Origin of the sequence: Streptomyces sp. R11, assembly GCF_041051905.1 — a bacterium.
GTDB lineage: Bacteria > Actinomycetota > Actinomycetes > Streptomycetales > Streptomycetaceae > Streptomyces.
Window position 1 is genome coordinate 3517020 of sequence record NZ_CP163432.1, and the last position, 25203, is coordinate 3542222.

A 25203-nucleotide genomic window follows, 5' to 3' on the forward strand; every position below is an offset into this window, starting at 1 on the left:
CTCCGGTCGCCGGCGCCGACGTCAGCTGGTGCTGACCACCACAGTCTTCGCCGACTTGTCGTGCAGGCCCTGCTTGTAGGGCCGGTCGAAGTAGCTCCAGCCACCGCAGATCAGGGTCCAGATGCAGGCGCAGCAGAACGCGAACGGGATCCACAGCACCGCCGCACGGATCAGCGAGGTCTGCACGGACGGCGTGGCCCCGTTGTCGAGGTTGGCCACCCGCATGTTGAGCAGCTTCTTGCCGAGCGTCTGCCCCGTTCTGGCGGTCAGGTAGGTGTCGTAGCCGATGAAGAGCACGGCGGCGACCAGTGACTGCAGGAACGACTTGCCGTACTCGACCTTGTCGGTGTCCACGTCGTACTCGGTGACGCCGAATCCCCACGTGAGCAGCCAGACGACGACGCCCACCAGGATCATGTCGATGATGCGGGCCAGCGTGCGCTTGCCGCTGTCGGCGAGCGGCGGCATCCCTGCGAGCGGGTCGGCGGGCTGACCGCCGCCGCCATAGGGGTCGCCTCCGTACGGGCCGCCGCCGCCGTAGGGGGGCGGGGGCTGGCCGCCGGGGGGAGGCGGAGGCTGGCCGCCATACGGTGGCTGATCACCGTACGGCGAACCCGAGCCCCCGTCCGGCGGGGGCTGCTTCTTGAACGGATCGTCTTCCGGGGGCTGCTGACCGGGGCCGGGAGGCGGTTCGCTGCTCATGGCCCGAGTCGATCGCGAACCGGGCGGCTCCGCATCCGGCGCGGGGCCGTCCGGGGGTACGGAATCTTCCGGGCCGTTTGCCGTATGCGGTCAGCCCGCAACGAACGTACGCGCCGCCTTGTCGTGCCAGCACTGGTGCCAGGGCCGGTCGAACAGGCACCACAGGACGCCGACGACGCCGACGACGAGCAGGCCGGGGATGCTGTAGACGAGCCAACGGCGCAGGGCCGCGCCGAACACCGGGGGTTCGTGGGCCTCGATGTCCCGCACCTCCAGCCCGAGCAGCTTCTTGCCCAGCGTGCGACCCCACTTGGCGGTGGGCAGGACCTCGTAGACCACGCCGAACAGGAGCAGCACGGCCAGGATGACGCCGAGATACGCCGAGGTCGTGCCGTCCAGGAGCCAGACGGTGACCGTCTCGCCGGAGAGCTTGGCGGCGTCGATCTTTTCGTTGACGTGGTCGAGGGCCTTGGTGCCGAGCGGCACGGCGGCCACGGCGGTGACGGCGGCCAGCACGACGGTGTCCAGCAGCCGGGCGGCCAGCCGCTTGCCGAGGCCCGCGGGGCGGGCGGCGGCCTGACGCATGGCGGCCGCCTGGAACGGGTCCAGGGTCGGCGGCTTCCACGGGGCGACCGGCTGGTCGTCGCCGGGGCCGGCGAGCCGGTGCACCTGCTGCGCCCAGGAGGACTGGCCGCCGCCGGAGCCCGACGTCAAGGGCGTGCCGGACGCGGCCGCCGCCGGCTGCGATCCGCCGGACTGCTGGGGGATGCTCGGGGAGGCCTGCTGCGGGCCGGAGAAGGCCGCGGGGGCGCCGGTGGCGGCCTGGGCGGCAGCCGCGGCCCCGGCGGCCGTCTGAGCCTGTCCCTGGGCCACTGCGGCCCGTTCGGCGGCGGCCTTCCCGGCGCCGAAGCCGGGGCCCTGCGGGGCGCCGGCCGCGGAGGGGCGGTCAACGTCCGGACGTGCGGCGCCCGAACCGGCGGACGCGCCCGTGCTTCCGGACTGCGCCCCGGCCGCCCTGCCCTGCTGCCCCGTGCGCGGGGACACCGCGCGGATGGCCATGGTGCCGTCGACGGGGGCGGGGGCGCCGGACTCCGCCACGGGCCTGCGCATCATGAACGTGTCATTGGAGGCGACGCCCCCGGCGGGCGCGTCCGGCTCGGCGGGCGGGATCGGGGCGGCGCCGTCCGTGCGGGCGGTGCCGCCCGTGGCCGCCGCCGCGCGCGGGTCCCTCGGGTCGGGCTCCTGCGGGTTGCCCCAGGAGACGCGGTGGTCCTGCTCGCCGCCGAAGCCGGCCTGGTGGGCCGGGTCGGCGCCCCACGCGGACGCCGGCTCGGGCCGGCTGCCGTGCTGGGCGTCGGCAGGCGAGGGCCCCTGCACCGGCTCCTCGTCGAAGAAGTGCGGGCCGGTCTCCTCGACCGAACCGGCCGAGGGCACGTCGGGGTTCGCGCCCGGCGGAGGTGCGAGCGATTCGCCGTCCGTCGGTGCCGGACGGCTGGTGCCCGGCACCCAGGAGGCGCCGTTCCAGTACCGGACATATCCAGGAATGGACGGGTCCGGGTAATACCCTTCGCGGGGCCTGTCGTCACCCGGGGCCGGGGTTGGGGCGCTCATGTCCGTCGTCCGGTATCTGCTCGTGGGTCAAATAGGGGCCTCCACATCTATCAGACCGGCGCAACAACCACCGCCAGTCCCGTAGGACCCACCCCTTTCCGGGCAACCTCGTACACCTGCTTCACATGTGCGGTACGGCCGTGGGAGCTGGGCCGGGAAAAAGTTCTGTGAACCCGCGTAATGGTCCACCCCTCGCCCCCCTCTCCACTCGTACGGGCCCGCCCGCAGAGGGCCGTACGCGTCACGAGAGAGGAACGCACGCCATGGAGCACACCGTCGTCGAGCGTGAGCTGGAGCTCAGGCTCATCCTGTCGCCCGAGCGCAGCGTCTGCGTGCCGGCGCTGTTGAGCTATCACAGCGACGATCCGTTCGCCGTCCACATCGCCTTCCACATCAACTCCGAGCACCCGGTGCACTGGACCTTCTCCCGCGAACTGCTCGTGGAGGGGGTGTTCCGGCCGTGCGGGCACGGGGACGTGCGGGTGTGGCCGACGAAGGTCGAGGGCCGCAGTGTGGTGCTGATGGCGCTGAGCTCGCCGGACGGGGACGCGCTGCTGGAGGCACCCGCGGCGCAGGTGTCGGCCTGGCTGGAGCGGACCTTGCGGGTGGTGCCCCCGGGGACTGAAGGCGGGCAGCTGGGGATCGACGACGCGCTCGACCAGCTGCTCGCCCAGTGAGCAGTGCCCGACGGACGTATCAGAACAGCTTGCCCGGGTTCAGGAGGTCCAGCGGGTCGAAGACCTGCTTGATGCCCCGCTGCATCTCGATCCCGACGGGACCGATCTCGCGCGCCAGCCACTCCTTCTTCAGGACTCCCACGCCGTGCTCGCCGGTGATCGTGCCGCCGAGTTCCAGGCCGAGGGCCATGATCTCGTCGAAGGACTCGCGGGCGCGCCGGGACTCGTCGGGGTCGGTCGCGTCGAAGCACACGGTCGGGTGGGTGTTGCCGTCCCCGGCGTGGGCGACGACCCCGATGGTGAGCTGGTGCTTCTCGGCGATCCGCTCGACACCCTCGATCAGGTCGCCGAGCCGCGAGCGGGGCACGCACACGTCGTCGATCATCGTCACGCCGCGCACCGCCTCCAGCGCGGTGAGGGACAACCGCCGTGCCTGGAGGAGGAGTTCGGACTCGGCCGCGTCGTCCGCCGGGACCACCTGGGTGGCGCCGGCGGCCTCGCACAGGGCGCCCACGGCGGCGAGGTCGGAGGCGGGGTCCGGGGTGTCGAAGGCGGCCAGGAGCAGGGCCTCGGTCGTCTCCGGCAGCCCCATGTGCGCGAGGTCGTTGACGGCCTTGACCGTCGTACGGTCCATGATCTCCAGCAGCGACGGCACATGCCCGCCGGCCATGATCCGGCACACCGCGTCACAGGCGGCCGCCGCCGACGCGAACTCGGCGGCGAGGACCAGCTGCTGCGGCGGCTGCGGCCGCAGCGCCAGGACGGCCCGTACGACGATGCCGAGCGAGCCCTCGGAGCCGACGAAGAGGCGGGTCAGGTCGTATCCCGCGACGCCCTTGGCGGTACGGCGGCCCGTGGACATCAGCCGCCCGTCGGCGAGGACGACCTCCAGGCCGAGCACGTACTCGGCGGTCACCCCGTACTTCACGCAGCACAGGCCGCCGGAGGCCGTGCCGATGTTGCCGCCGATCGTGCACATCTCCCAGCTGGAGGGGTCCGGCGGGTAGTACAGGCCGTGTTCGCCCACCGCGCGCGAGAGGGCGGCGTTGATGACGCCGGGCTCGACGACGGCGATGCGGTCGACGGGGTTGATCTCCAGGATGCGGTCCATCTTGGTCAGGGACAGCACGATGCAGCCGTCGGAGGCGTTGGCCCCGCCCGACAGGCCCGTGCGGGCGCCCTGCGGGACGACAGGGACGCGCAGGGCGGTGGCGGTGCGCATGACGTGCTGGACCTCTTCGACGGTCCGCGGCAGGACGACGACGGCTGGGGCGCCGGCCGGGCAGAAGCTGGCCATGTCGTTGGCGTAGGCGGCCGTGACGTCGGGGTCGGTGAGGACGGCCTCGGCAGGCAGACCCGCGAGCAGCCGCTCGGTGAGGTCACCCCGGGCCTGGTCGGGTGCGGCTTCGGTACGGCTCATGATCACAGCGTCGCACTCGGGGCCATCGGTGTGAACCCCGTGTACGGCGGTCGGGTTCGAACGGGTGTGGTCGTCGTATTGACGCATGGCTTGACGCACAGTGAGCGCCATGGAGAACAGCGCCACGGGGAACAGCGCCACGCGGACCGACGCCTCGGATGACGCATCGAATGACCCCTCGAAGAACACAGCGAAAGACGCTGCGAAGAACGGACCGGGCACGCCGGCCCGCCGGCCGCGCATCCGGGGGCGGGTGCTGATCGCCTCGGTGGCGGGGTGTGCCGTGCTCGGCGGGGTGCTGGTGCTGCTGCCGTGGGGTCAGGGCGGGACGCGGGCGCCCGGACCGGCACCGGGAGCGCAGGCGCTCGCCGCGGTCACCACGGGCGTGCCGGCCGCGCTGCCCGATCTCGCGGTGCTGATCGACGAGCGGGAGAGGCATCTGCGGGCCCATCCGGAGGACGCCCGTTCGTGGGCGGTGCTGGGCGCGGCGTACGTGGAGCAGGGGCGGCGCACCGCCGAGCCGGAGTACTACCCGAAGGCCGAGAAGGCGCTGCGTACGTCGCTGAAGGTGCGGGACCCGAATGCCGAGGCGCTGGCCGGCATGGCGACACTGGCGAACGCGCGGCGGGACTTCGGAGCGGCGCGGACCTGGGGCGAGGCGGCGCTGAAGACGGACCGCAAGCGGTGGACGACGTATCCGCCGCTGATCGACGCCTACACGGGGCTGGGTGACCACAAGGCGGCCAAGCGGACGCTGGACCGGCTGCTGGAGCTGCGCTCCGGCCCGGCGGTGCAGGCCCGGGCGGCTGCCGTCTACCGGGACCGCGGCTGGCGGGAGGACGCGGCGGTGGCGCTGTCCGACGCGGCGGCGGGCGCGCAGGCCCCGGCCGAGCGGGCCGCGTATCTCGAACGGGCCGGGCAACTCGCCTGGGAACGCGGCGACCTGGACGTGGCCCTGCGGCACTTCAAGGAGGCCGTACGCCTCGACCCCGACCAGCGGGCCGCGCTCGCCGGGCAGGGGCGGACGCTGGCGGCACTGGGCCGCACGACGGAGGCGCTGAACGCGTACCGGGCCGCCCTCGCCAAGCAGCCGCTCCCCGAGTACGCGCTGGAACTGGGCGAGTTGTACGAGTCGCTGGGCCTGGGGCAGGCGGCGCGCGTGCAGTACGACCTGCTGCGGGAGCGGACGGCACGGGCCGCGGCCGGCGGGGTGGACGACGAACTGGTGCTGGGCCACTTCGAGGCGGATCACGGAGACCCGGAGTCCGCCGTGCAGCGGCTGCGGACCGAGTGGCGGCGGCAGCCGGGGGTCGCGGTGGCCGACGCGCTGGGGTGGGCGCTGCACCGGTCCGGGCAGGACAAGGAGGCGCTGAGGTTCGCGAGGCTGGCGAACGACAAGAAGCGCGGGGGTGGGGTGCGCAGCGCGCTGTACGTCTATCACCAGGGGATGATCGAGCGGGAACTGCAGATGCCGGGGGCCGCGCGGCGGCATCTGCAGGAGGCGTTGCGGATCAATCCGCACTTCTCACCGACGCGGGTGCCGCTGGCCGAGGCGGCGTTGGAGGAGTTGGGCGAGCCGTCGGTGGAGGACGTACCGGACATGGACGCCAAGCCGAAGCGGCGGTGACCCGCCCCTAGAGCACTGCCGTGCCGATCAGCGCGTTGCGGCTGACCAGCCCCGCCAGTTCCGCCTCCGGGATCCCCTCCGTGCCCTCCGGCCGGCGCGGCAGCACCATGTAGCGGGTCTCCGCGCTGGAGTCCCACACCGTGATCCGGGTGTCGGCCGGCAGGTCGAGGCCGAACTCGGCGAGGACCGCACGGGGTTCGCGGACCACGCGGGAGCGGTACGCCTCGGACTTGTACCAGCTGGGGGACGGGCCGAGCAGGCGGATGGGGTAGCAGGAGCAGAGGGTGCAGACGATGACGTTGTGCGTCGACGCCGTGTTCTCGACGACGCGCAGGCGCTGGTAGCCGCCCTCCATGAAGCCCAGCTCGCGCACGGCCGCCGTACCGTCCGTCAGCAGACGGGACTTGAAGTCCTCGTCGGTCCAGGCCCGCGCGACGACCCGCGCCCCGCTCGCCGGTGAGGCGCCCGCGAGGAACGCGTCGATCGCCTCGTCCAGTTCCCCGCCCGTGAGCACGCCCTTGTCCTCCAGGAGGGTCTCCAGGCGCCGCACCCGGCGGGCGATCGTCGCGTCGGAGTGGTCACCGCTCATCGCCACGGTCCTCTTCCAAGTAGCTTTCCCACAGATCCAGTACGACGTGATGGTCGCCCTCGCCCCACAGGTCACGCGCCTGGAACCGCACCGCGTACACCTGCTCCACCGGCACGTCCGCACGCCCCTGCGCGCTGATGTCGGCCAGTTCGGCGGGCCCCTCCGGCTCGATCACGACGCCCCGCTTGCCGCGTGCGTAGCGGGGCAGGCGGGTGTGGTGGGCCGGGTCGTGGAGGTACGTCACCACTCGCGACCCCGGGGCGAAACGGTCAGCCATCGAGCTCGTCCCGATCCAGCTCGCCGGGCTCCAGGACGCCCTTGCGTTCGAGGAGGTCGCTGATCGCGATGAACCAGCGTTCGTAGTACGACGCCGCCAGGTAATCGCGCGGCGGGATCGACTCGATCGCGTCCCGGAACTCGTTCAGATTGAAGATCTCCTGCGCGCGCAGGGCGTTCCAGATCCCGAAGACGCGCGCCTCCCAGTCGGCGTGGAAGGGCTCGGAGTCGTCCGTGGTGTCGACGGGACCGAATCCCTCGACGCCGCCGACGTCGTTGATCCTGGCCATGGGTTCAGCGTACGGCGCGCTCGGGCACCGCGCGGGCGGGCGGCAGGCGCCCCGGCGTGCGGGTCCCCCCGTGGAACCCGCACGCCGAAAGAGGATCAGCCGGCCGTCAGAGGTTTCCGCGCTTGGCCTGCTCCCGCTCGATCGCCTCGAACAGGGCCTTGAAGTTGCCCTTGCCGAAGCCCATGGAGCCGTGGCGTTCGATGATCTCGAAGAAGACCGTCGGGCGGTCCTGGACCGGCTTGGTGAAGATCTGCAGCAGATAGCCGTCCTCGTCGCGGTCCGCGAGGATCTTCAGCTCACGCAGGGTCTCGACGGGGACGCGGGTGTCGCCGACCCACTCGCCGAGGGTGTCGTAGTACGAGTCCGGGGTGTCGAGGAACTGAACCCCGGCCGCGCGCATGGTGCGTACCGTCTCGACGATGTCGTTCGTGTTGAGCGCGATGTGCTGGACGCCCGCGCCGCCGTAGAACTCCAGGTACTCGTCGATCTGGGACTTCTTCTTGGCGATGGCGGGCTCGTTGATCGGGAACTTGACCTTGAGCGTGCCGTCGGCCACGACCTTCGACATCAGCGCGCTGTACTCGGTCGCGATGTCGTCGCCCACGAACTCCTTCATGTTCGTGAAGCCCATGACCTTGTTGTAGAAGCCGACCCACTCGTTCATGCGGCCGAGCTCGACGTTGCCGACACAGTGGTCGATCGCCTGGAAGGTGCGCTGGGCGGGCGGCTCGACCATGGGGCTCGCCGCCACATAGCCGGGGAGGTACGGGCCGTCGTAGCCGGTGCGCTCGACGAGGGTGTGGCGGGTCTCGCCGTACGTCGCGATGGCTGCCAGGACGACGGTGCCGTGCTCGTCCTTCAGCTCGTAGGGCTCGGTCACGGACGTGGCGCCGTGCTCGAGCGCGTACGCGTACGCCCGCCGCGCGTCCGGCACCTCGATGGCGAGGTCGACGACGCCGTCGCCGTGCTCGGCCACGTGCTGGGCGAGGAAGTGGCCCCAGGTGGTGGCGGGCTTGATGACGGAGGTGAGGACGAAGCGGGCGGAGCCGTTCTCCAGCACGTAGCTCGCGGTCTCGCGGCTGCCGTTCTCCGGTCCGGAGTAGGCCACGAGGCGCATGCCGAACGCGGTCGAGTAGTAGTGCGCCGCCTGCTTGGCGTTGCCCACGGCGAAGACGACCGCGTCCATTCCCTTGACCGGGAAGGGGTCGGCCTGCCGGGCGGTGTCGGGAGTGTGGTGTGTGGTCTGCGTCATAAGCGCAGCCTCGTGCCATGCGGCAAGGTGCGCAATAGTTTGGTTCTCAGCTGGGCAATCTGCTCAGTAGGGAGCCCGTCTTACCGGGCTTTCTGTACAGGATGACCACCACCACTGGCGAGAAGAGGCGGGCTGTCGTGGCGATCGATCATCTGGATGGACGGATCATCGTGCTGTTGGCTCGGGAGCCGCGGATCGGGGTGCTGGAGATGTCCCGGCGGCTGGGGGTGGCCCGCGGGACCGTGCAGGCGCGGCTGGACCGGCTTCAGTCGAACGGAGTCATCCGCGGGTTCGGTCCCGAGGTCGATCCGGCGGCACTCGGATATCCGGTCACCGCCTTCGCGACGCTGCAGATCCGGCAGGGGCAAGGGGCGGACGTACGGGCGCACTTGGCGACCGTGCCGGAGGTGCTGGAGCTGCACACGACCACCGGGACCGGGGACATGCTGTGCCGCCTGGTGGCACGCTCCAACGCCGATCTTCAGCGTGTGATCGACCGGGTTGTCGGTTTCGATGGGATCGTCCGGGCCTCCACGGCGATCGTGATGGAGAACCCCGTTCCCCTACGGACCATCCCGTTGGTGGAGCAGGCGGCGGAGGACCGGGCGCGCAGCTAGCCCGCGACCTGGTGGGGTGAGTCCGTGTGAATTTCTGGGAGTACGTGGGCAACCGCCACCAGCAGCTGCTCACCGACGCCTACCAGCACGCCAGCGCCGTCTTCCAGTGCATGGTCGTGGCGACCCTGCTCGGGGTGCTGATCGGCGTGGCCACGTACCGCAGCGAGTGGGCCGGCAACTTCGCCACGCTGACCACCGCGGGCATCCTGACCATTCCGTCGCTCGCCATGATCGGTCTGCTCATCCCGATCGTGGGGCTGGGCGTGCCGCCCACGGTGATCACGCTGACGCTGTACGGCCTGCTGCCGATCGTGCGCAACTCGATCGTCGGGCTGCGCGGCGTCGATCCGTCCCTGGTGGAGGCGGCCCAGGGCATCGGCATGTCCCGGCTCACCCAGCTGCTGAAGGTGGAGCTGCCGCTCGCCTGGCCGCCGATCCTGACCGGGATCCGGGTCGCGACGCAGATGCTGATGGGCATCGCGGCGATCGCGGCGTACGCCTCCGGCCCCGGCCTCGGCAATGTGATCTTCCGCGGGCTCGCCTCGCTGGGCAGCGCGAACGCGCTCAACCAGGTGCTCGCGGGCACGGTCGGGATCATCATCCTGGCGCTGCTGTTCGACGCCGCGTACGTCCTGATCGGACGGCTGACCATCCCCAGGGGGATCCGTGTCTGAGCACGAGTCCGACAGCGGCCACCACGGAGCCTCCATCGAGCTGGAGAACCTGACCAAGCGTTATCCCGGCAGCCCGCAGCCGGCCGTGGACAGCGTGAACATGGAGATCAAGGCGGGCGAGGTGGTCATTCTCGTCGGCCCCTCGGGGTGCGGGAAGTCCACGACGCTCAAGATGATCAACCGGCTGATCGAGCCGACCGGTGGCCGTATCCGCATCGGCGGCGAGGACGTCACCGACATCGACCCGGTGAAGCTGCGCCGCAAGGTCGGTTACGCCATCCAGTCCGCCGGCCTGTTCCCGCACATGACGGTCGCGCAGAACATCGGACTCGTACCGAAGATGATCGGCTGGTCGAAGACGCGGATCGGCTCGCGGGTCGAGGAGCTGCTCGACCTCGTCGGACTCGACCCGGGCGAATTCCACGGCCGCTATCCGCGCCAGCTCTCCGGCGGGCAGCAGCAGCGCGTGGGCGTGGCGCGGGCGCTGGCCGCCGATCCGCCGGTGCTGCTGATGGACGAGCCGTTCGGCGCGGTCGACCCGATCACCCGTGATCACCTCCAGGACGAGCTGATCAGGCTGCAGCACGAGCTGCACAAGACGATCGTCTTCGTCACACACGACTTCGACGAGGCGATCAAGATCGGTGACCGTATCGCCGTTCTGCGCGAACAGTCGCACATCGCTCAGTTCGACACCCCGGAGGCGATCCTCACCAACCCCACCGACGACTTCGTGTCCGGGTTCGTCGGAGCCGGTGCGGCGCTGAAGCGGCTGAACCTGACCCGGGTGCGGGACGTGGAGATCACCGACTACCCGACGGTGACCTTCGACGATCCGCTCCAGGAGATCTTCAACCGGCTGCGCTCCAGCGGCACCAACGAGATCCTGCTGCTCGACAAGCGGGGCCGGCCCTACAAGTGGCTGCGGCGCGGCGATCTGATGCGGGCCAGGGGTTCGCTCGCGCGGGCCGGGACGCTGGTGACCGACACCGTGACGCGGGACGGCACGCTGCGGGACGCCCTGGAGGCGGTCCTCACCGACAACGCGGGGCGGGTGGTGGTGACCGGGCGGCGCGGTGAGTACACAGGCGTCGTCGACATGGAGACGCTGATGAACTCGGTGCACGAGCTGCTGGAGGCGGACCGGCTGGAGGCGCTGGAGGCCCAGCACGAGCTGGAGGGTTCCCGGGCCGGGCGCACGCACGCCGAGCAGGAGGGCGACGGAGGGGAGAACAAGGCGTGAGCGCTCCCGAGACCCCGAGGTCGTCCCGGGTTCCGGAGACGTCCGAGTTCGCCGAGGCGCCCGAGAACAGCGGGCCGGACGGGAGCGACGAGGCCCCCTCGCGCGTCACCTCGAAGCGCCCGGCCCGGAAGCTGAGTTGGCAGCGGCTCACCATCGTGCCGGCGATGCTGGTGGTGCTGCTGCTCGCGACCTGGCTGTGGTTCCAGCAGGCCGACCTCGACCCGGTCTCCGAGAACGCGCTGTCGAACGGTCAGGTCTCGCAGGCCCTGCGGGAGCAGATCGAACTCACGGTGATCTCCACCTTCTTCGTGCTGATCATCGCGATCCCGTTGGGCATCCTGCTCACCCGGCGGGCGTTCAGGAAGGCGACACCGGTGGCCATGGCCCTCGCCAACATGGGCCAGGCGACCCCCGCGATCGGTCTTCTCGCTCTGCTGGTGATCTGGCTGGGCATCGGCCGGAAGGCGGCCCTGATCGGCATGATCGCCTACGCCGTCCTGCCCGTGCTGTCCAACACCATCGCCGGCCTCAAGGCGAACGACCCGACCCTGCTGGAGGCGGCGCGCGGTATCGGCATGTCCGCGACGGGAGTGCTGACGCGGGTGGAGTTGCCGCTGGCGGTCCCGCTGATCCTGGCGGGCGTGCGCACCGCCCTTGTCCTCAACGTCGGTACGGCGACCCTGGCGGTCTTCGGCGGAGGCGGCGGGCTGGGCGTGCTGATCACGGCCGGCATCACCAACCAGCGCATGCCGGTCCTGGTCCTCGGCTCGATCCTCACGGTCGCCCTCGCCCTGCTGGTGGACTGGCTGGCATCGCTGGTGGAAGTGCTGTTGCGGCCACGGGGGCTGGACCTATGAGGCGGCGGACGGTCCTGCTCGCGGCCGGGGTGCTGGTGGCGGCCGCCGGGTGCGGTCTGACCAGCGGCTCCCCCATGGTCGACGACGTACGGCCCGGAAGCATCGGACAGGGCGAGCCGCTGAAGGGCGCCCAACTGACGGTGACGTCGAAGTCGTTCACCGAGCAGCTCATCCTCGGCGCGATCATGGGCATCGCCTTCGAGGCGGCGGGCGCGGACGTCCTCGACCGCACCGGCATCCAGGGATCCATCGGCAGCCGCGAGGCGGTGCGCAAGGGCGACGCCGACGCCGGGTACGAGTACACGGGCACGGCCTGGATCACCTACCTGGGGCACAGCGAGCCCATCACCGACCCGCACGAGCAGTGGGAGGCGGTGCGCAAGGAGGACGCGAAGAACGGGCTGACCTGGCTCCCGCCGTCCGCGCTGGACAACACGTACGCCCTGGCGATGAACCAGGCGAACCACAAGAAGTACCGCACGAACGACCTCTCCGAGGTCGCCGCGCTGTCCAAGTCCGACCCGTCCGCGGTGACGCTGTGCGTGGAGGTCGAGTTCGCCAACCGGGCGGACGGGCTGCCGGGGATGCAGAAGGCGTACGGCATGAACGTACCGGCGAAGAACATCACCCAGATGGACACCGGGATCATCTACACCCAGGCCGCGAAGGGGAACTGCACGTACGGCGAGGTCTACACGACGGACGGCCGCATCAAGTCCATGAACCTCGTGGTGATGGACGACGACAAGCACTTCTTCCCCAACTACAACGCCGCCCCGGTGATCAACACCAAGACCCTGAAGAAATGGCCGGCCATCCCCGACGTCCTCGACCCGATCACCAAGAAGCTGAACAACACGGTGGCGCAGGACCTGAACGCGAAGGTGGACGTGGACGGGGAGGATCCGCATCAGGTGGCGTTGGACTGGATGAAGGAGGAGGGGTTCGTGAAGTAGGGGTTGCGGTCCGACTTCCAAAGAACTCGTTGCAAAGCAACCTTTGCATAGCTACCTTTGTACGCATGCCGGAAGAGCACAACGTACGGAAACTCGACGCGCGTTCGCTGCGTGGGCTCGCTCATCCCCTGCGGATGGAGCTGCTCAACGCGCTACGACGGAACGGACCCGCCACGGCCTCGATGCTCGCCGAGCGGCTGGGCGAGTCGAGCGGAGCCACCAGCTACCACCTGCGCCAGCTCGCCGCGCACGGGTTCGTCGAGGACGCCCCTGAGCACGGCAAGGGGCGAGAGCGCTGGTGGCGGGCCGTGGACTCAGGGATCGCGATGGACGAGAACCTGTATCAGAGCCCGGACCCGGCAGTCCGCGGCGCGGCCGACCTACTGCTGCACGAACTCGTGAACCAGCACACCCGCGAGCTGTCCTCCTGGCTGTCCACCCGCGACAGATGGTTCCCGCGATGGACGGACCACTCGATGGACCTGAGCGACTTCACGCTACGGCTGACACCCGAGCGCTCACGCGAACTCATCGGCAAGGTGCACGAGTTGCTCAACAGCTACCAGGCGCACGAGGCCGCCGAGGACGACCCGGACGCGGAGCAGGTCCGCCTCCACACGCACGTCTTCCCCATCGCCACGGACCCGGAGGAGCTCCGATGACCGACCCCGAGACGCATCTCTCCCTGCACCACCTGCACGCGGCCGACCTCCAGGCCCAAGCCGACGCCCACCGCCTGGCCGTCCAGGCCAGACAGCCCCGCCACCTACGGGCCCGCCTCGGCTGGACGTTAGTGGAGATCGGCCTGCGCCTCGCCACCCCTCCGCAAGCGACCGTGGCCACCAGCTAGCAGCTCGGCACAGCGCCCTTCCCCGACTCCAGTGCCTCCAGCGCCCCCACCGCCCCCTTCAGCGTGGTCACCGGCACCAACCGCAACCCCTCCGGCAGTTCCGCCTTCGCGTCGCCGCACTCTGCCTTCGGCACCAGGAAGACCGTCGCCCCGTCGCGCTTGGCGGCCTGGGTCTTGAGGGAGACGCCGCCGACCGCGCCGACCTTGCCCGCCGCGTCGATCGTGCCCGTGCCGGCGATGCTGCGGCCGCCCGTGAGGTCGCCGCCCTCGCCGTTGCCGTTCAGCTTGTCGATGATGCCGAGGGAGAAGAGGAGGCCGGCGCTGGGGCCGCCCACGTCCGCGAGGGTGAGGGTGACCTTGATGTTCTTGTCGTTGAGGTCCAGGTAGTTCAGCGCGGCCTCGGTCGCGGCGTCCTGGGACTCCTTCATCTGCTCGGTGTTGTACTGCTCGATCTCCCGCGTGCTCTGCCCGCTCGGATAGACCGAGTCACGCGGCATGACCGCCTTCTCCGTGCTGAACCAGGCGTCGATCACGTCACCGAACCGCACGTCCGTGTCGGGGGACGTCGCCTCGATGGTCGTCATGCGCAGCTGGCCGCTCGTGTCCCGGGTCGGCGCCCCGGTGATCGTGATCACCGGTGCGCCCTTGTTGTCGCCCAGCACGTTCGCCGTCAGACCGGGCTGCGTCAGCGAGAACGGCAGCGGCGCGAAGGCGGCCGTGGCGAGCAGGGCCACGACCGGCAGGGCGCAGACGGCGATGGCCCGGGGGCGCGTGAGACGAGAGAGCACGGGATCAATCTAACGTGGCGGCGGGTTCCGGCCAGGCGCAGGTCGGAGCTGCCCAGGTTGCCCCATTCAGGTCACGTACAGGTCTCGCCGTTCCTTCGTGAAGCGCCGCAGTGTCTCCGGCACCGGCGCCACCCCGATGCCCGGCGACCGTGGCACCGGAAGATGGCCGTCGACCAGCACGAACGGCTCCGTGATGTCCTCGGCGAAGTAGCGGCTGGACGCCGACGTGTCCCCGGGGAGCGTGCAGCCGGGCAGGGCCGCCAGCGCGAGGTTCGGGGCGCGGCCGATGCCCGTCTCCAGCATGCCGCCGCACCACACCGGCGTCCCGTGCGCGTACGCCACGTCATGCACGCGCCGCGCCTCCAGGTATCCCCCGACCCGCGCGGGTTTCACGTTCACCACCCGGCAGGCGTCCATCGCGATCGCGGACGCGGTGTCGGCGGCGTTGTGCAGGGACTCGTCCAGGCAGACGGGGGTCGCGATGCGCTGCTGGAGGCGGGCGTGGGCGTACAGGTTGTTCTCCGCGAGCGGCTCCTCGATCAGCAGCAGCCCGAACTCGTCCAGCCGCCGCAGATGCTCGGCGTCCGCCAGCGTGTACGCCGTGTTGGCGTCGACCTGGAGCGGCAGGTCCGCTCCGAAGCGGTCGCGCACGGCCCGTACCGGCTCCAGATCCCAGCCCGGCTCGATCTTCAGCTTGATCCGGACGTACCCCTCGGCGAGATACCCCTCGACATCGTCCAGCAACTCGGCGACCGTCCCCCTGATCCCGACCGACACCCCGGCCGGCACCCGCTCGCGCACCGACCCGAGATACGTGGCCAGCGGCATCCCGTACGACCGCAGTTCCGCGTCGAGGACGGCCGTCTCCAGCGCCGCCTTCGCCAGCTCGTGGCCCTTGATCCCCGCCATCGCCGGGGCGAGGTGGGCCGTACCGAGCACGGGCAGGGCGGCGACGCGCGGCAGCAGGAAGTCACGCAGGACGATCTCCGCGCCGGCCACGAACTCCGAGCAGTACAGCGGCTCGGGGTCGGCCGCGAACTCCGACCAGCCCTCGGCCGCGTCCGTGACGACGTGCAGCAGGAAGGTGTCCTTCGTCGTCATCGTGCCGAAGGACGTACGGAAGGGGCTGACCAGCGGGATCGCCACGTGGACGATCTCGACGCGTTCGAGTTTCACGAGGTGGCCTCCCGGCGGGTGAGCGTGTACCAGCCGTCCCGGGACATGTCCGTCGCCGTGAACCCGTCGGCGAAGGCCTTTGTGAACACCTCGCGCACGGCCCGCCGCCAGCCAAGCGCCAGCTCCGGGTCCGCGGCCCGCAGCGCCACTATGTCGTCCGGTACACGGCACCAGACATACCGGTCCTGCGGGTCCCGGCGGGCGAGCGGCCCGCCGTCGGGGGCCGTGTGGGTGGCGGGCGCGGCCTCGCGATCCGGCGTGCCGGGCCCGGCATGGTCCGACTGCCCTTGCGGTGGCCCGATCAGGTCCCAGGTCACCTCCAGTCGGTCGCTCTCGTCGCCGTCGTTCACGCCGTCCGCCATGGGGCCGTAGAAGTCGACGAGATAGCCGGTGCCGTTGGCGCCCAGTTTGACGAAGTTGAACCGGGCGTTCCGGCCGACCAGCGGATCGAAGGTCCAGCGCATGGTGAGCGCCCCGAGCTCCACCGCCCAGGCCCGCTGCGCCCGCTTGATCTGCTGCCCGAGCCCCCGCTCGGCGGCGGCCAGCAGCGAGTACGTCTCCCGCGACGCCGGCGGCCCGAACACGGCGACACAGGCACCGGCGAGCCGTTCCCCGTCGTACGCGGCGTGCACCGCCCCTCCCGCGTGGGCGAGGCTGTTCAGCGTCTCGGGCAGCAAGGGCGGTGCGGTGCGGGGCGTCTGCCATACGTCACTGAAGTAGTCGGCAACAGCGGTGAACCCGGCGGGCTCGTGGACGGTGCGGATGCTCAGTGAGGTCATGACACGAGTGTCGGAGGTGGTGCGGGGCCCTGCCTAGTGCACCCGCGCGTCAACGCAACGCCTCCGCCACCTCCCGAGCCGCGTCAGCGCAACGCCTCCGCCACCTCCCGAGCAGCGTCCATGACCCGCGGCCCCACCCGCTCCGGCACCGCGTCGGCCAGCATCACCACGCCCACGCTGCCCTCGACGCCCGTCACGCCTATCAATGGCGCGGCGGCCCCGCTCGCTCCCGCCTCCAACTCCCCGTGGGTCAGGGTGTATCCGGGCTCCTCCATCGGCTGCTGCCGGGCGGAGAGTATGGCCCGGCCCGCGGCACCGCGGTCCAGCGGGTGCCTGAAACCGGCCCGGTAGGCCACGTGATAGTCCGTCCACGTCGGCTCGACCACGGCAACGGCCAGCGCCTCCGTGCCGTCCACCAGCGTCAGATGGGCCGTCGCCCCGATGTCCTCGGCCAGCGAACGCAGCGCGGGCAGCGCGGCCTCCCGTACCAGCGGATGCACCTGTCGGCCCAGGCGCAGCACACCGAGTCCGACGCGGGCGCGGCCGCCCAGGTCACGGCGTACCAGGGCGTGCTGTTCAAGCGTGGCGAGCAGCCGGTACACAACGGTCCGGTTCACGCCCAGTTTGTTGGAAAGCTCGGTGACGGTCAGCCCGTGGTCGGTGTCGGCCAGCAGCTTGAGGACGCGCAGTCCCCGGTCGAGCGTCTGAGAGGTCTCCGCGGTCACGACGCCCACTCCTTAGTGGTGAGGTCGGCAGCCCCCTCGCGGCGGGTGCGTCACCGAGTCCCGTCAGTGACGCGCTTCAGAGGCCGCCGATCGGCCGGCGGCCCGGACTGACTGTCCGGACCGCGTCGCTTCACGGCTGCGCTCCGCGGCGGCGCTGCCACGGGGCGTGTGCGTAGCGGGACATTAGCGAAGCCGGTTCGCTGAGCGGAAGGCTCCGTCCAGAATCCGGGCAACGACCGGTACGGACCACACCTGTTTGCCCTGAAACGCGCAGGGCGTGATGCGCCGCCCAGGGGCGCGGGGAACTGGCGACAAGCCCCCACCGGCCCGCGGCCGGAACACGACAGCACCCCAGCCGACACCCCGGCCAAGGCACAGCGCCCAGCGTCACCGCATCCGGGTGGCCCACTCCTGGACCTTGGCGATGCGCTGCCGCAGCTGCCCGGCCGTGGCCTCGGCGCTCGGCGGTCCGCCGCAGACCCGGCGCAGCTCGGTGTGGATCACCCCGTGCGGCTTGCCGCTCTGATGGACGTACGCGCTCACCATCGTGTTGAGCTGCTTGCGGAGCTCCATCATCTCCTTGTGCGAGACGACGGGGCGGCGCTCGGCGGGCAGCTCCAGCAAGTCGGCCTCGGCGTCCGGCTTCTTGCGGCTGTGCGCGATCTGCCGGGCCTGCCGCTTCTGGAGGAGCATCTGAACCTGGTCGGGTTCGAGCAGGCCGGGAATCCCGAGGTAGTCCTGCTCCTCCTCGCTTCCGGGGTGGGCCTGCATGCCGAACTCGGCGCCGTCGTAGAGCACCCGGTCGAAGACGGCCTCGGACTCCAGCGCCTCGAAGGAGAACTGCTCCTGCTCGCCGGTGTCCTCGTCCTGCTCCTTGTTCGCCTCCTCCATCTCCTTCTCGGATTCGGCGTACGGGTCCTCCTCGCCCTCCTTCTTCGGCTTGTCGAGGGCGTGGTCGCGTTCGACCTCCATCTCGTTGGCGAAGGTGAGGAGGTCGGGGACGGTCGGCAGGAAGACGGAGGCGGTCTCGCCGCGCCTCCTGGATCGCACGAAACGGCCGACAGCCTGCGCGAAGAAGAGCGGGGTCGAGATGGTGGTGGCGTACACGCCGACGGCGAGCCGCGGCACGTCGACGCCCTCGGACACCATGCGTACGGCGACCATCCACCGGTCGTTGTTGCCGCTGAAGTCGTCGATCCGCTTGGACGCCCCGGCGTCGTCGGACAGGACGAGGGTCGCCTTGTTGCCGGTGATCTCACGGATCAGCTTGGCGTACGCGCGCGCGGAGTCCTGGTCGGAGGCGATGACGAGCGCACCGGCGTCCGGGATGGCCTTCCTGACTTCGGTCAGCCGCTGGTCGGCGGCGCGCAGCACGCTCGGCATCCACTCGCCGCGCGGATCCAGCGCCGTACGCCAGGCCTGGCTGACGGCGTCCTTGGTCATGGGTTCGCCGAGCCGCGCGGCGATCTCGTCGCCCGCCTTGGTGCGCCAGCGCATGTTGCCGCTGTAGCTCAGGAAGATGACCGGCCGGACGACGTGGTCGGCCAGCGCGTTCCCGTAGCCGTAGGTGTAGTCGGCGGCCGACCGCCGGATCCCGTCGTTGCCCTCCTCGTACGTCACGAAGGGGATGGGGTTGGTGTCGGACCGGAACGGCGTACCGGTGAGGGCGAGTCGTCGCGTGGCGGGCTCGAAGGCCTCCAGGCAGGCCTCGCCCCAGGACTTGGAGTCACCGGCGTGGTGGATCTCGTCGAGGATGACGAGGGTCTTGCGCTGCTCGACCCGGTTGCGGTGGAGCATGGGCCGCACGCCGACACCCGCGTAGGTCACGGCGACGCCCTGGTAGTCCTTGCCGAGCGGGCCGGCGCTGTACTCGGGATCCAGCTTGATGCCTATGCGCGCGGCCGCCTCCGCCCACTGCTTCTTCAGATGCTCGGTCGGCGCGACCACGGTGACCTGCTGCACGACATGGTGATGCAGCAGCCAGGAGGCAAGCGTCAGCGCGAACGTCGTCTTTCCGGCGCCGGGCGTGGCGACCGCGAGGAAGTCACGCGGCTGCTCCTGGATGTACTTGTCCATCGCCCCCTGCTGCCAGGCACGCAGCTTGCTGGCGGTGCCCCAGGGGGCGCGGCCCGGGAAGGCGGGTGACAGGTGGTGGGAGTGGGAGGCAGAGCTGGAGCTGGCGGCGGTGGTAGTCACGGTCTCCGGGGACTGGGTCGGGCGGCTCGGCGTACGGGTGTTGGTGACTCGGCTACGTATGACAACCGGGCCACCCTACCGGCGGCCCGACCGTGTCCATGGGCGAGCGGGGCCGGGTCACACGTGGGTGGGACCGACGTCACAACCGCCGCAGCCGGCCCGCGATCACCGCGATGTCCCCCTCGTCACCGGAGGCGACATCGATGACCAGGTCGTAGGCGGCGTCCTGGTCACAGCCCGCGAGGTCGACGCCGTTGACACCGAGAGAGGTCGCGGCGGCGAGCCAGGCCGTGCGCTTGTTCCCGTCGACGAGCGGGTGGTTCGTCGCGATGGCGTGCAGCAGCGCGGCAGCCTGCTCATACAGGTCGTCGTAGGCCACGCTGCCGAACATGCGGGCGCGGGGGCGGTGCACGGCGGAGGCGAACAGCCCGGTCTCCCGGACCTCGGGGGCCCGCCCGCCGAAGGCGATCCGGGCGATCGCCGCGACCTCCGCGACCGTGAGGTGCCTGGTCATTCGCCGAGCCTCCGCAGCAGATCGGCGTGGGCGTCGGCCAGCGACTCCGCCATGACCCGCACCGGTGACGACTCCCGCGCCAGCCGATGCCGTACGGCTTCCAGCGCGATGTCCTCGGGGGCACGACCCGTGGCATCCGCCAGGTCTTCGAGTTCCCGCCGGACGTCCGGCGGGAGGAAGACGGTGAAGTCGTTCATGCGAGGACGATAGGGAGCGGGCCGTGGAGCGGGCGAGCGGTTTACGGCTCACGCCCGCCGGGTCTCACCGCTCCCGCAACCGAGTGGTCACCCAAGCCCCGACCAACGCCACCCCCGCCATCGGCAGGAACACCGCCGCGAACGCCGCCGGATGCGACCCGGCGCCGGAGGCCCCCGCGACCGCGTGGCTCACCGTGCCGCCGCCCAGGGCGGCGAAGGCGGCGCCGCCGGCCGCCAGGAGCACGACGTTGGACAGGCCGTCGGAGATCTGGAGGGCGGCGGAGTTCGTGCCGGCCTCCTCGGGGGCGGAGAGATGGAGCAGCAGCACGCTGGTGGAGGAGATCACCAGCCCCATCCCGAAGCAGCCGAACGCCCACGCCACGGCGACGGTCCAGGCGGGCACGGAGTCGATCAGGACGCTCGGCGCGGCGGCGATGGAGGCCGCCACCAGCACCATCCCCAGCGTCATCAGCCGTTCCCGGTACGGCTCCACCCGCGGCCGCGACTGCATCCAGGAACCCAGCGCCCACGTCCCGCCACCGGCGGCGAGCGAGAACCCGGCGAGCGTCGGCGACAGCCCTCGCTGGGTGACCAGCATCAACGGCACGAAGGACTCGGCCGCGATGAACGACCCCGCCGCGACCCCGCGCAGCAGCACCACGGACGGCAGCCCGCGCGCCGCCCGGTACGTGCCGCGCGGGAGCAGGCCGAGCACGGCCGGCACGAGGAGCGCGGCGCCCGCGACGCCGGGGACGAGGGAGAGCCACCGCAGGTCCTGGGCGGCGTACTGGAGCAGCCCCGCGCCGAGTGAGATGCCGAGGGCGAGCCGGATCCGCCGCCGGTCGAACGAGGTGCCGCGGGCGGAGGCGTCGACCGGTCCTCCCGCCCGCCGCCGTATCTGCGGCAGCGCGAGCGCGAGCGGAAACACGACGAGCACCGGAATCCCGACGAACACCCAGCGCCAGCCCAGATGCTCGGTCACCGCCCCGGCGGCCAGCGGTCCCACGATCGACGGCACGACCCAGCTCGCCGCGAACGCCGCCATGATCGCCGGCCGCAACCGCTCGGGGTAAGCCCGCCCGACGACGACGTACAGCGCGACGATCACCAGCCCGCCGCCGAGCCCCTGCACGGCCCGCCCGAGGATGAACAGCCACATCGCTCCCGCGGTCCCGGCCAGCAACAGCCCGGCCCCGAAGGAGGCGATCCCGGCGGTGAGCGCGCCGAGCGGCCCCCGCCGGTCCGACCACTGCCCCGCGAGCACCATCCCGAACAGGCTGGTGGTGAAGTACCCGGAGAACGCGAAGGCGTACAGCGACACCCCTTGCAGCTCCCGCGCCGCCACCGGCATGGCCGTCCCGACGGCGGTCGCCTCGAAGGCGATGAGCAGCACGACGGAGACGATCCCGATGCTCAGGGCCCGGTGGTCCCGGCTCAGCACGGTCTCCTCGGACTCGGGGACCAAGGGGACATCGGATCTCTTCGCGACACCGGCGTCGCGCGGCTCGAGGGCAGTCATGTCCGCCAGCGTAAGGGCCACAACTGACATTGACCCCTGTCGGAAGACGGCCACGGGCTGGGACCTTGGTCGTACGACCGACGGCGTTCATGAACGCGGTGTGGCAGTCCCATTGCAGGGCCACCCATTCCCTTGATCGGCCCGGACACCCCCGCCTACGGTCGATTCACCGACCAGGGCCAACCGCCCGAAGCCGGTGCAACGGCCGTGTGCCCGAGTGGTTCAGGGGCTCGCCTGCAAAGCGAGTTACGTGGGTTCGAATCCCGCCACGGCCTCCACCCCCTCGCCGTCGTCCTCGTCGGCCTCAGTGCGCGGCTCGCCGTCCGTCCCGGGACATGGCTCCGATCACTGCGGAAACCGCGGCGGTCGCGGCGAGGCTCCCCAGCATGACCATCACCACTCCGACCATGTACAGGCCGGAGGCGTCGTCCGACCAGTCGTGGAAGGCGGCGACGGTCAGGCCGATCGTGGGGCCGAGCACGGCGGCCGGGCCGTGGTGCCGGGAGGCCGCCCAGTACACCGGCATCAGCAGGGTCAGTACCAGGCCGATCACCTGCCACGCCTCGTACGGGCCGGTCGTCGTGCCGTCCGGCTGTATGTCGCGGTGCTGGTCCCAGCCCAGCCAGGCGGCCCACACCGCGAGCGATATGCCGACCGTCACGAGGGTCGGCAGCAGCGAGGAAGCGGGTCTGAGTGGTCCTTGGCTCATGGGCCAAGCGTCGCGGCTCGCCCGTCGCGCGAACAGGGCTCATGTACTCAGCTGCAGCCGAGTACATGAGACCGGAGAAAGTCCGCCCAGCATGTCCAATACGGACAATTCCTCACGGCCCAGCGACGGTTCCTCGTACGGAGAGCACAACCCCGGGCGCCCTCAAGGTGTCCAGTACATGACTGGAGGGCAAACCTCCGGTCGCCGTACTTCCCGCCCCACGAGGAGACCCATCCGTGCGCCAGCGCATCCGCCCCTCACACATCCGTCACTCGGCGGCCCTCGTGGCCGCTGCCGCCGCCGTCGCGGCGCTTCCCGCAGTCGTCGCCCCCGCGGCGCACGCGGAGGAGGGTGACCCCTCCCTGGTGATCTCGAGCCTGCCGAGTGCGTCTCCCAAGCCCGGCGACGTGTACGACGAGAAGGTCGTCATCACCAACAAGGGCACCGCGGCCGCGGACGGCGTCACCTTCCGGGTCCGGCTGACCCGGGGGCTCGACTTCCCGGGGGCCGTCGAGGGCTGCACCTACTCGACCGTCGGGGACAAGGTCCGCCAGGCGCTCTGCGAGCTCGACACCGTCATCGAACCCGGCGCCTCCGTCGAGACGCCCGTGCGCTTCAAGGCGCTGCCCAAGGCCCTGATGGAGGCGGTCGAGTACGGCACCTCGGCCACCGGTGAGGCCCCGGGCGAAGGGTTCGACGACAGCAACCGGCGCCTGACCCTGACCGCGGACAGCACCGCCGACCTCGTCGCCGTCGGTGAGGACACGGAGGCCCTCGCGGGCGACAGGCAGTCCATCACGGTGAAGCTCCGCAACGGCGGCCCCGGCTGGATCCAGAACCAGGAGAGCGACGACCAGCCGGCACTCATGGTGCGGATCCCGAAGGACACGGTCGCCGCCGAAGTGCCCGAGGACTGCGCACCGTTCGGGATCGACGGTCCGTCCGGGCCCGCCGGGACGCCGGGCAAGTCCACGTACGTCTGCTGGCCCGCCGACCACACCATGGACGTGGGCGAGTCCCTCTCCTTCACCTTCATGCTGAAGATCGAGGAGGACGCCCGGACCACCACCGGCGAGGTGAAGGCGACCTCCGTCTACGACATCCACCCGGCCTTCGACAAGAACCCCGCCAACGACAAGGCCGAGATCCGCATCGCCATCCCGACCGACTACGAGCCCGGCCCGTCCACGTCCGGTGGCTCCTCCACCGGCGGCGGTTCCACGGACGGCGGCTCCACCACGGCCGGCAACGACCCCGAGGGCCAGTCCACGGGCGGCAGCGGCAGCACGGGCGGCTCAGGCAGCACCGGCTCCGCGTCGGCCGGCACCTCGACGGGCGGCTCCACCGGATCCGTGAACGGCAACCTGGCGAGCACCGGCTCCGACGGCACCCCGCTCATCGCCGGCGCCGCAGCCGCCGCGGCGGCCCTCGGCGGTGTCCTGGTCCTGGCCGTGCGCCGTCGTCGGGCCGTCGGCAAGTCCTCCTGACGACGCCTCAGCGATACGGCGTCGGCCGCGCGACGTGGGTCCGGAGCAGGCGGGCCCTTCCAGGGTCTCGGTGCTCAGCCGGCCGCCCAGCCCCGCGTCGCGTGCCTCACCACGCCCCGCCCACCGACTCCAGCACCCCGCTCGACTCGTCCTGGAACACCTCGGTCCAGTAGTGCCGCCCGTCCCCGCCCGCCGCTCTGATGCCGGTCGGGTCGACCGTCGACAGGACCTGGAGCATGGTCATGGCCAGCTGGTCGTAGGTGTCGGTCGTCAGGGCGTGGCCCGACTGCTCGTCGATCGCCTGCTCGCGGTGCAGCAGCCAGAGCGTGAAGGCGAGGGTGGAGACGTCCGTGTTCAGGGGGAACAGTCTCGCCTCGGGCTCGCTCCAGTTCAGGACCGCGCCCGTCGCGCCGTCGATGACCAGGCTGTTGTCCTCGACGAGATGGCCGAGGCGTATCAAGTGGCCGGCCCCGAGCGGCAGTTCCGACGACCAATCGTCGTCGGCGTAGTACTCGGCCAGCGTCTGCAGCGGCACATCGGTGTCGAGGGAGAACAGGAAGCCGTCCTCCGGCAGGCCGACCTCGCGCAGGAAGTGGCGCGTCGGCTCGTGCGTGAGCGTGGCGGGGAAGTCGACCTCCTCGAAGCGCACCACCTTGCCCTGGCCGAACTCCTGGTCCAGGAGGCGCCGGGGCAGGTCCAGGGCGAGGCCCGAGTGCCCGGCGCGGCCCGCGACGAGTGCCAGGGGGCGGATCAGGGCGGCCATCCTCCAGAACGGCGCCGGCTCGCCGCCCGCGCCCTCCTCGAACACCGCCAGCAGATGCCGGGACGCGTCCGCCACCGCCTGCGGGCCGTAGCGGCCGACGTAGGAGGCGAACTGGCCGCGCAGACCCGCCAGTTCGTCCGTCGCCTCGGCGAACCGGACCAGCGTCCGCAGTGACGGTGCCAGCGCGCGGCGGTCCATCAGGTCGGGGCGGTCGTGCAGGAAGTACGTGGTCGAGACCTCGCCCGTCGCGCCGTCCAGCAGGACCGACTCCGTCTCCAGGCCGCCGGGACCCAGCAGTCCGCCTATCACCAGTTGGTCCCGCAACTCCGCCGCCAGCCGGCCCGCCGGATCGCCCGTGGAGTCCGCCACCGTCCGCAGGCCGTCCCGGCACAGCTCGGCGAAGCTCAACACCCCGCTGTCGCCCGGCAGTCCGGGTCCCGTCAGCCAACGCCGCGTCGACGCGTGCGTGACGTACGGATCCAGCGCTGCCTCGCTCAGAATGATCGCCGTATCACCGGCGTGCGTCGTGATCGTCGTGCTCATGGCTCCCCCGCATGCGCTTTCCCACCACCCCGGGGCACGACACGGCCGACCGACCGGCCCGCCGACCCCGGCCGCCGTCCCCACTGCCCAGAACACTACGCGCCACCACTGACAACGCCCGCTGAATCAGCCCGACCCATGACAGCGCTTCACATCAGTAGACGCT

Annotated in this window: 27 protein-coding genes and 1 tRNA gene; 11 read left to right on the forward strand and 17 right to left on the reverse strand. The window is 71.1% G+C overall.

Translation table 11 applies throughout. The annotated features are described in order from the left end of the window. Nucleotides 1–21: 21 nt before the first annotated feature. Nucleotides 22–702 carry an RDD family protein gene (locus AB5J55_RS16055; protein ID WP_369271334.1) on the reverse strand — a complete coding sequence of 227 codons (681 nt, stop codon included), beginning with the start codon at nucleotides 700–702 and terminating at the stop codon, nucleotides 22–24. A gap of 90 nt (nucleotides 703–792) precedes the next feature. Beyond that, nucleotides 793–2313 (reverse strand): RDD family protein, encoded by a 1521-nt coding sequence (locus AB5J55_RS16060; RefSeq protein ID WP_369271335.1) that lies wholly within the window; start codon nucleotides 2311–2313, stop codon nucleotides 793–795. 263 nt (nucleotides 2314–2576) lie between these two features. On the opposite strand from AB5J55_RS16060, the gene AB5J55_RS16065 reads away from it, so the two are divergent. Next, nucleotides 2577–2990, forward strand: coding sequence for an SsgA family sporulation/cell division regulator (locus AB5J55_RS16065; protein WP_369271336.1), 414 nt, complete (start codon nucleotides 2577–2579; stop codon nucleotides 2988–2990). A gap of 19 nt (nucleotides 2991–3009) precedes the next feature. On the opposite strand, the gene AB5J55_RS16070 is transcribed toward AB5J55_RS16065, so the two are convergent. Beyond that, nucleotides 3010–4416, reverse strand: a complete 1407-nt coding sequence (locus tag AB5J55_RS16070; RefSeq protein ID WP_369276198.1) for an FAD-binding oxidoreductase — start codon at nucleotides 4414–4416, stop codon at nucleotides 3010–3012. 103 nt (nucleotides 4417–4519) lie between these two features. Between AB5J55_RS16070 and AB5J55_RS16075 the strand changes: the two genes are divergently transcribed. Then, a complete protein-coding gene (locus tag AB5J55_RS16075) occupies nucleotides 4520–6037 on the forward strand; it encodes a tetratricopeptide repeat protein (protein WP_369271337.1) in 1518 nt (505 codons plus the stop codon). A 7-nt stretch (nucleotides 6038–6044) separates the two neighbouring features. Here AB5J55_RS16075 and nthA read toward each other — a convergent pair whose 3' ends face one another. The 4 genes from nthA to hppD form a co-directional block, all read right to left on the reverse strand. Beyond that, nucleotides 6045–6626 carry a nitrile hydratase subunit alpha gene (gene nthA / locus AB5J55_RS16080; RefSeq protein WP_369271338.1) on the reverse strand — a complete coding sequence of 194 codons (582 nt, stop codon included), beginning with the start codon at nucleotides 6624–6626 and terminating at the stop codon, nucleotides 6045–6047. After that, nucleotides 6616–6903 carry an SH3-like domain-containing protein gene (locus AB5J55_RS16085; RefSeq protein WP_369271339.1) on the reverse strand — a complete coding sequence of 96 codons (288 nt, stop codon included), beginning with the start codon at nucleotides 6901–6903 and terminating at the stop codon, nucleotides 6616–6618. Before AB5J55_RS16085 ends, nthA begins: the two co-directional genes overlap by 11 nt. Further along, complete coding sequence (locus tag AB5J55_RS16090; RefSeq protein WP_369271340.1) at nucleotides 6896–7192, reverse strand: hypothetical protein; 297 nt, start codon at nucleotides 7190–7192, stop codon at nucleotides 6896–6898. Before AB5J55_RS16090 ends, AB5J55_RS16085 begins: the two co-directional genes overlap by 8 nt. A 106-nt stretch (nucleotides 7193–7298) precedes the next feature. After that, the gene (hppD, locus tag AB5J55_RS16095; protein WP_369271341.1) at nucleotides 7299–8444 is read right to left on the reverse strand and encodes a 4-hydroxyphenylpyruvate dioxygenase; all 1146 of its coding nucleotides are present in this window, start codon (nucleotides 8442–8444) and stop codon (nucleotides 7299–7301) included. 137 nt (nucleotides 8445–8581) lie between these two features. Between hppD and AB5J55_RS16100 the strand changes: the two genes are divergently transcribed. The 7 genes from AB5J55_RS16100 to AB5J55_RS16130 all read left to right on the forward strand — a co-directional run bounded on the left by AB5J55_RS16100 (nucleotide 8582) and on the right by AB5J55_RS16130 (nucleotide 13641). Further along, nucleotides 8582–9061: an Lrp/AsnC family transcriptional regulator gene (locus AB5J55_RS16100; protein ID WP_369276199.1), complete on the forward strand. Its 480-nt coding sequence runs from the start codon at nucleotides 8582–8584 to the stop codon at nucleotides 9059–9061. Between the two features lie 26 nt (nucleotides 9062–9087). Beyond that, on the forward strand, nucleotides 9088–9735 hold the full coding sequence (locus AB5J55_RS16105) for an ABC transporter permease (protein ID WP_369271342.1): 648 nt from the start codon (nucleotides 9088–9090) through the stop codon (nucleotides 9733–9735). Continuing rightward, complete coding sequence (locus AB5J55_RS16110) at nucleotides 9728–10978, forward strand: betaine/proline/choline family ABC transporter ATP-binding protein (RefSeq protein WP_369271343.1); 1251 nt, start codon at nucleotides 9728–9730, stop codon at nucleotides 10976–10978. Before AB5J55_RS16105 ends, AB5J55_RS16110 begins: the two co-directional genes overlap by 8 nt. Further along, nucleotides 10975–11835 carry an ABC transporter permease gene (locus AB5J55_RS16115; RefSeq protein WP_369271344.1) on the forward strand — a complete coding sequence of 287 codons (861 nt, stop codon included), beginning with the start codon at nucleotides 10975–10977 and terminating at the stop codon, nucleotides 11833–11835. The genes AB5J55_RS16110 and AB5J55_RS16115 overlap by 4 nt, the downstream gene beginning before the upstream one ends. Continuing rightward, nucleotides 11832–12791, forward strand: a complete 960-nt coding sequence (locus AB5J55_RS16120) for a glycine betaine ABC transporter substrate-binding protein (protein WP_369271345.1) — start codon at nucleotides 11832–11834, stop codon at nucleotides 12789–12791. Before AB5J55_RS16115 ends, AB5J55_RS16120 begins: the two co-directional genes overlap by 4 nt. A 65-nt stretch (nucleotides 12792–12856) precedes the next feature. Next, nucleotides 12857–13453: an ArsR/SmtB family transcription factor gene (locus AB5J55_RS16125; protein ID WP_369271346.1), complete on the forward strand. Its 597-nt coding sequence runs from the start codon at nucleotides 12857–12859 to the stop codon at nucleotides 13451–13453. Then, nucleotides 13450–13641 carry a hypothetical protein gene (locus AB5J55_RS16130; RefSeq protein ID WP_369271347.1) on the forward strand — a complete coding sequence of 64 codons (192 nt, stop codon included), beginning with the start codon at nucleotides 13450–13452 and terminating at the stop codon, nucleotides 13639–13641. Before AB5J55_RS16125 ends, AB5J55_RS16130 begins: the two co-directional genes overlap by 4 nt. On the opposite strand, the gene AB5J55_RS16135 is transcribed toward AB5J55_RS16130, so the two are convergent. From AB5J55_RS16135 to AB5J55_RS16170, 8 genes are all read right to left on the reverse strand, one after another. Beyond that, entirely contained in the window at nucleotides 13638–14429 is a 792-nt protein-coding gene (locus tag AB5J55_RS16135) for a PDZ domain-containing protein (RefSeq protein ID WP_369271348.1), read from the reverse strand. The two genes, AB5J55_RS16130 and AB5J55_RS16135, sit on opposite strands and share 4 nt — an antisense overlap. A 66-nt stretch (nucleotides 14430–14495) precedes the next feature. Beyond that, nucleotides 14496–15605, reverse strand: a complete 1110-nt coding sequence (menC, locus tag AB5J55_RS16140) for an o-succinylbenzoate synthase (protein WP_369271349.1) — start codon at nucleotides 15603–15605, stop codon at nucleotides 14496–14498. After that, the gene (locus AB5J55_RS16145; RefSeq protein ID WP_369271350.1) at nucleotides 15602–16384 is read right to left on the reverse strand and encodes a chorismate synthase; all 783 of its coding nucleotides are present in this window, start codon (nucleotides 16382–16384) and stop codon (nucleotides 15602–15604) included. Before AB5J55_RS16145 ends, menC begins: the two co-directional genes overlap by 4 nt. Before the next feature lie 83 nt (nucleotides 16385–16467). After that, entirely contained in the window at nucleotides 16468–17109 is a 642-nt protein-coding gene (locus AB5J55_RS16150) for an IclR family transcriptional regulator (protein WP_369271351.1), read from the reverse strand. A gap of 387 nt (nucleotides 17110–17496) precedes the next feature. Beyond that, the gene (locus AB5J55_RS16155; RefSeq protein ID WP_369271352.1) at nucleotides 17497–19305 is read right to left on the reverse strand and encodes a DEAD/DEAH box helicase; all 1809 of its coding nucleotides are present in this window, start codon (nucleotides 19303–19305) and stop codon (nucleotides 17497–17499) included. A 139-nt stretch (nucleotides 19306–19444) separates the two neighbouring features. Next, the gene (locus AB5J55_RS16160; RefSeq protein WP_369271353.1) at nucleotides 19445–19819 is read right to left on the reverse strand and encodes a type II toxin-antitoxin system death-on-curing family toxin; all 375 of its coding nucleotides are present in this window, start codon (nucleotides 19817–19819) and stop codon (nucleotides 19445–19447) included. Further along, nucleotides 19816–20016 (reverse strand): hypothetical protein, encoded by a 201-nt coding sequence (locus AB5J55_RS16165; RefSeq protein WP_369271354.1) that lies wholly within the window; start codon nucleotides 20014–20016, stop codon nucleotides 19816–19818. The genes AB5J55_RS16160 and AB5J55_RS16165 overlap by 4 nt, the downstream gene beginning before the upstream one ends. A 64-nt stretch (nucleotides 20017–20080) precedes the next feature. Next, nucleotides 20081–21535, reverse strand: a complete 1455-nt coding sequence (locus tag AB5J55_RS16170; protein WP_369271355.1) for an MFS transporter — start codon at nucleotides 21533–21535, stop codon at nucleotides 20081–20083. Between the two features lie 203 nt (nucleotides 21536–21738). Between AB5J55_RS16170 and AB5J55_RS16175 the strand changes: the two genes are divergently transcribed. Next, nucleotides 21739–21813: transfer RNA gene (locus AB5J55_RS16175), tRNA-Cys, on the forward strand. A gap of 26 nt (nucleotides 21814–21839) precedes the next feature. On the opposite strand, the gene AB5J55_RS16180 is transcribed toward AB5J55_RS16175, so the two are convergent. After that, nucleotides 21840–22244 (reverse strand): hypothetical protein, encoded by a 405-nt coding sequence (locus AB5J55_RS16180; protein WP_369271356.1) that lies wholly within the window; start codon nucleotides 22242–22244, stop codon nucleotides 21840–21842. A gap of 236 nt (nucleotides 22245–22480) precedes the next feature. On the opposite strand from AB5J55_RS16180, the gene AB5J55_RS16185 reads away from it, so the two are divergent. Next, nucleotides 22481–23731, forward strand: coding sequence for an LPXTG cell wall anchor domain-containing protein (locus AB5J55_RS16185; protein ID WP_369271357.1), 1251 nt, complete (start codon nucleotides 22481–22483; stop codon nucleotides 23729–23731). Nucleotides 23732–23837: 106 nt separating this feature from the next. Here the strand turns inward: AB5J55_RS16185 and AB5J55_RS16190 are convergent, their stop codons facing one another. Then, nucleotides 23838–25037 carry an SUKH-4 family immunity protein gene (locus tag AB5J55_RS16190; RefSeq protein WP_369271358.1) on the reverse strand — a complete coding sequence of 400 codons (1200 nt, stop codon included), beginning with the start codon at nucleotides 25035–25037 and terminating at the stop codon, nucleotides 23838–23840. Between the last annotated feature and the right edge of the window lie 166 nt (nucleotides 25038–25203).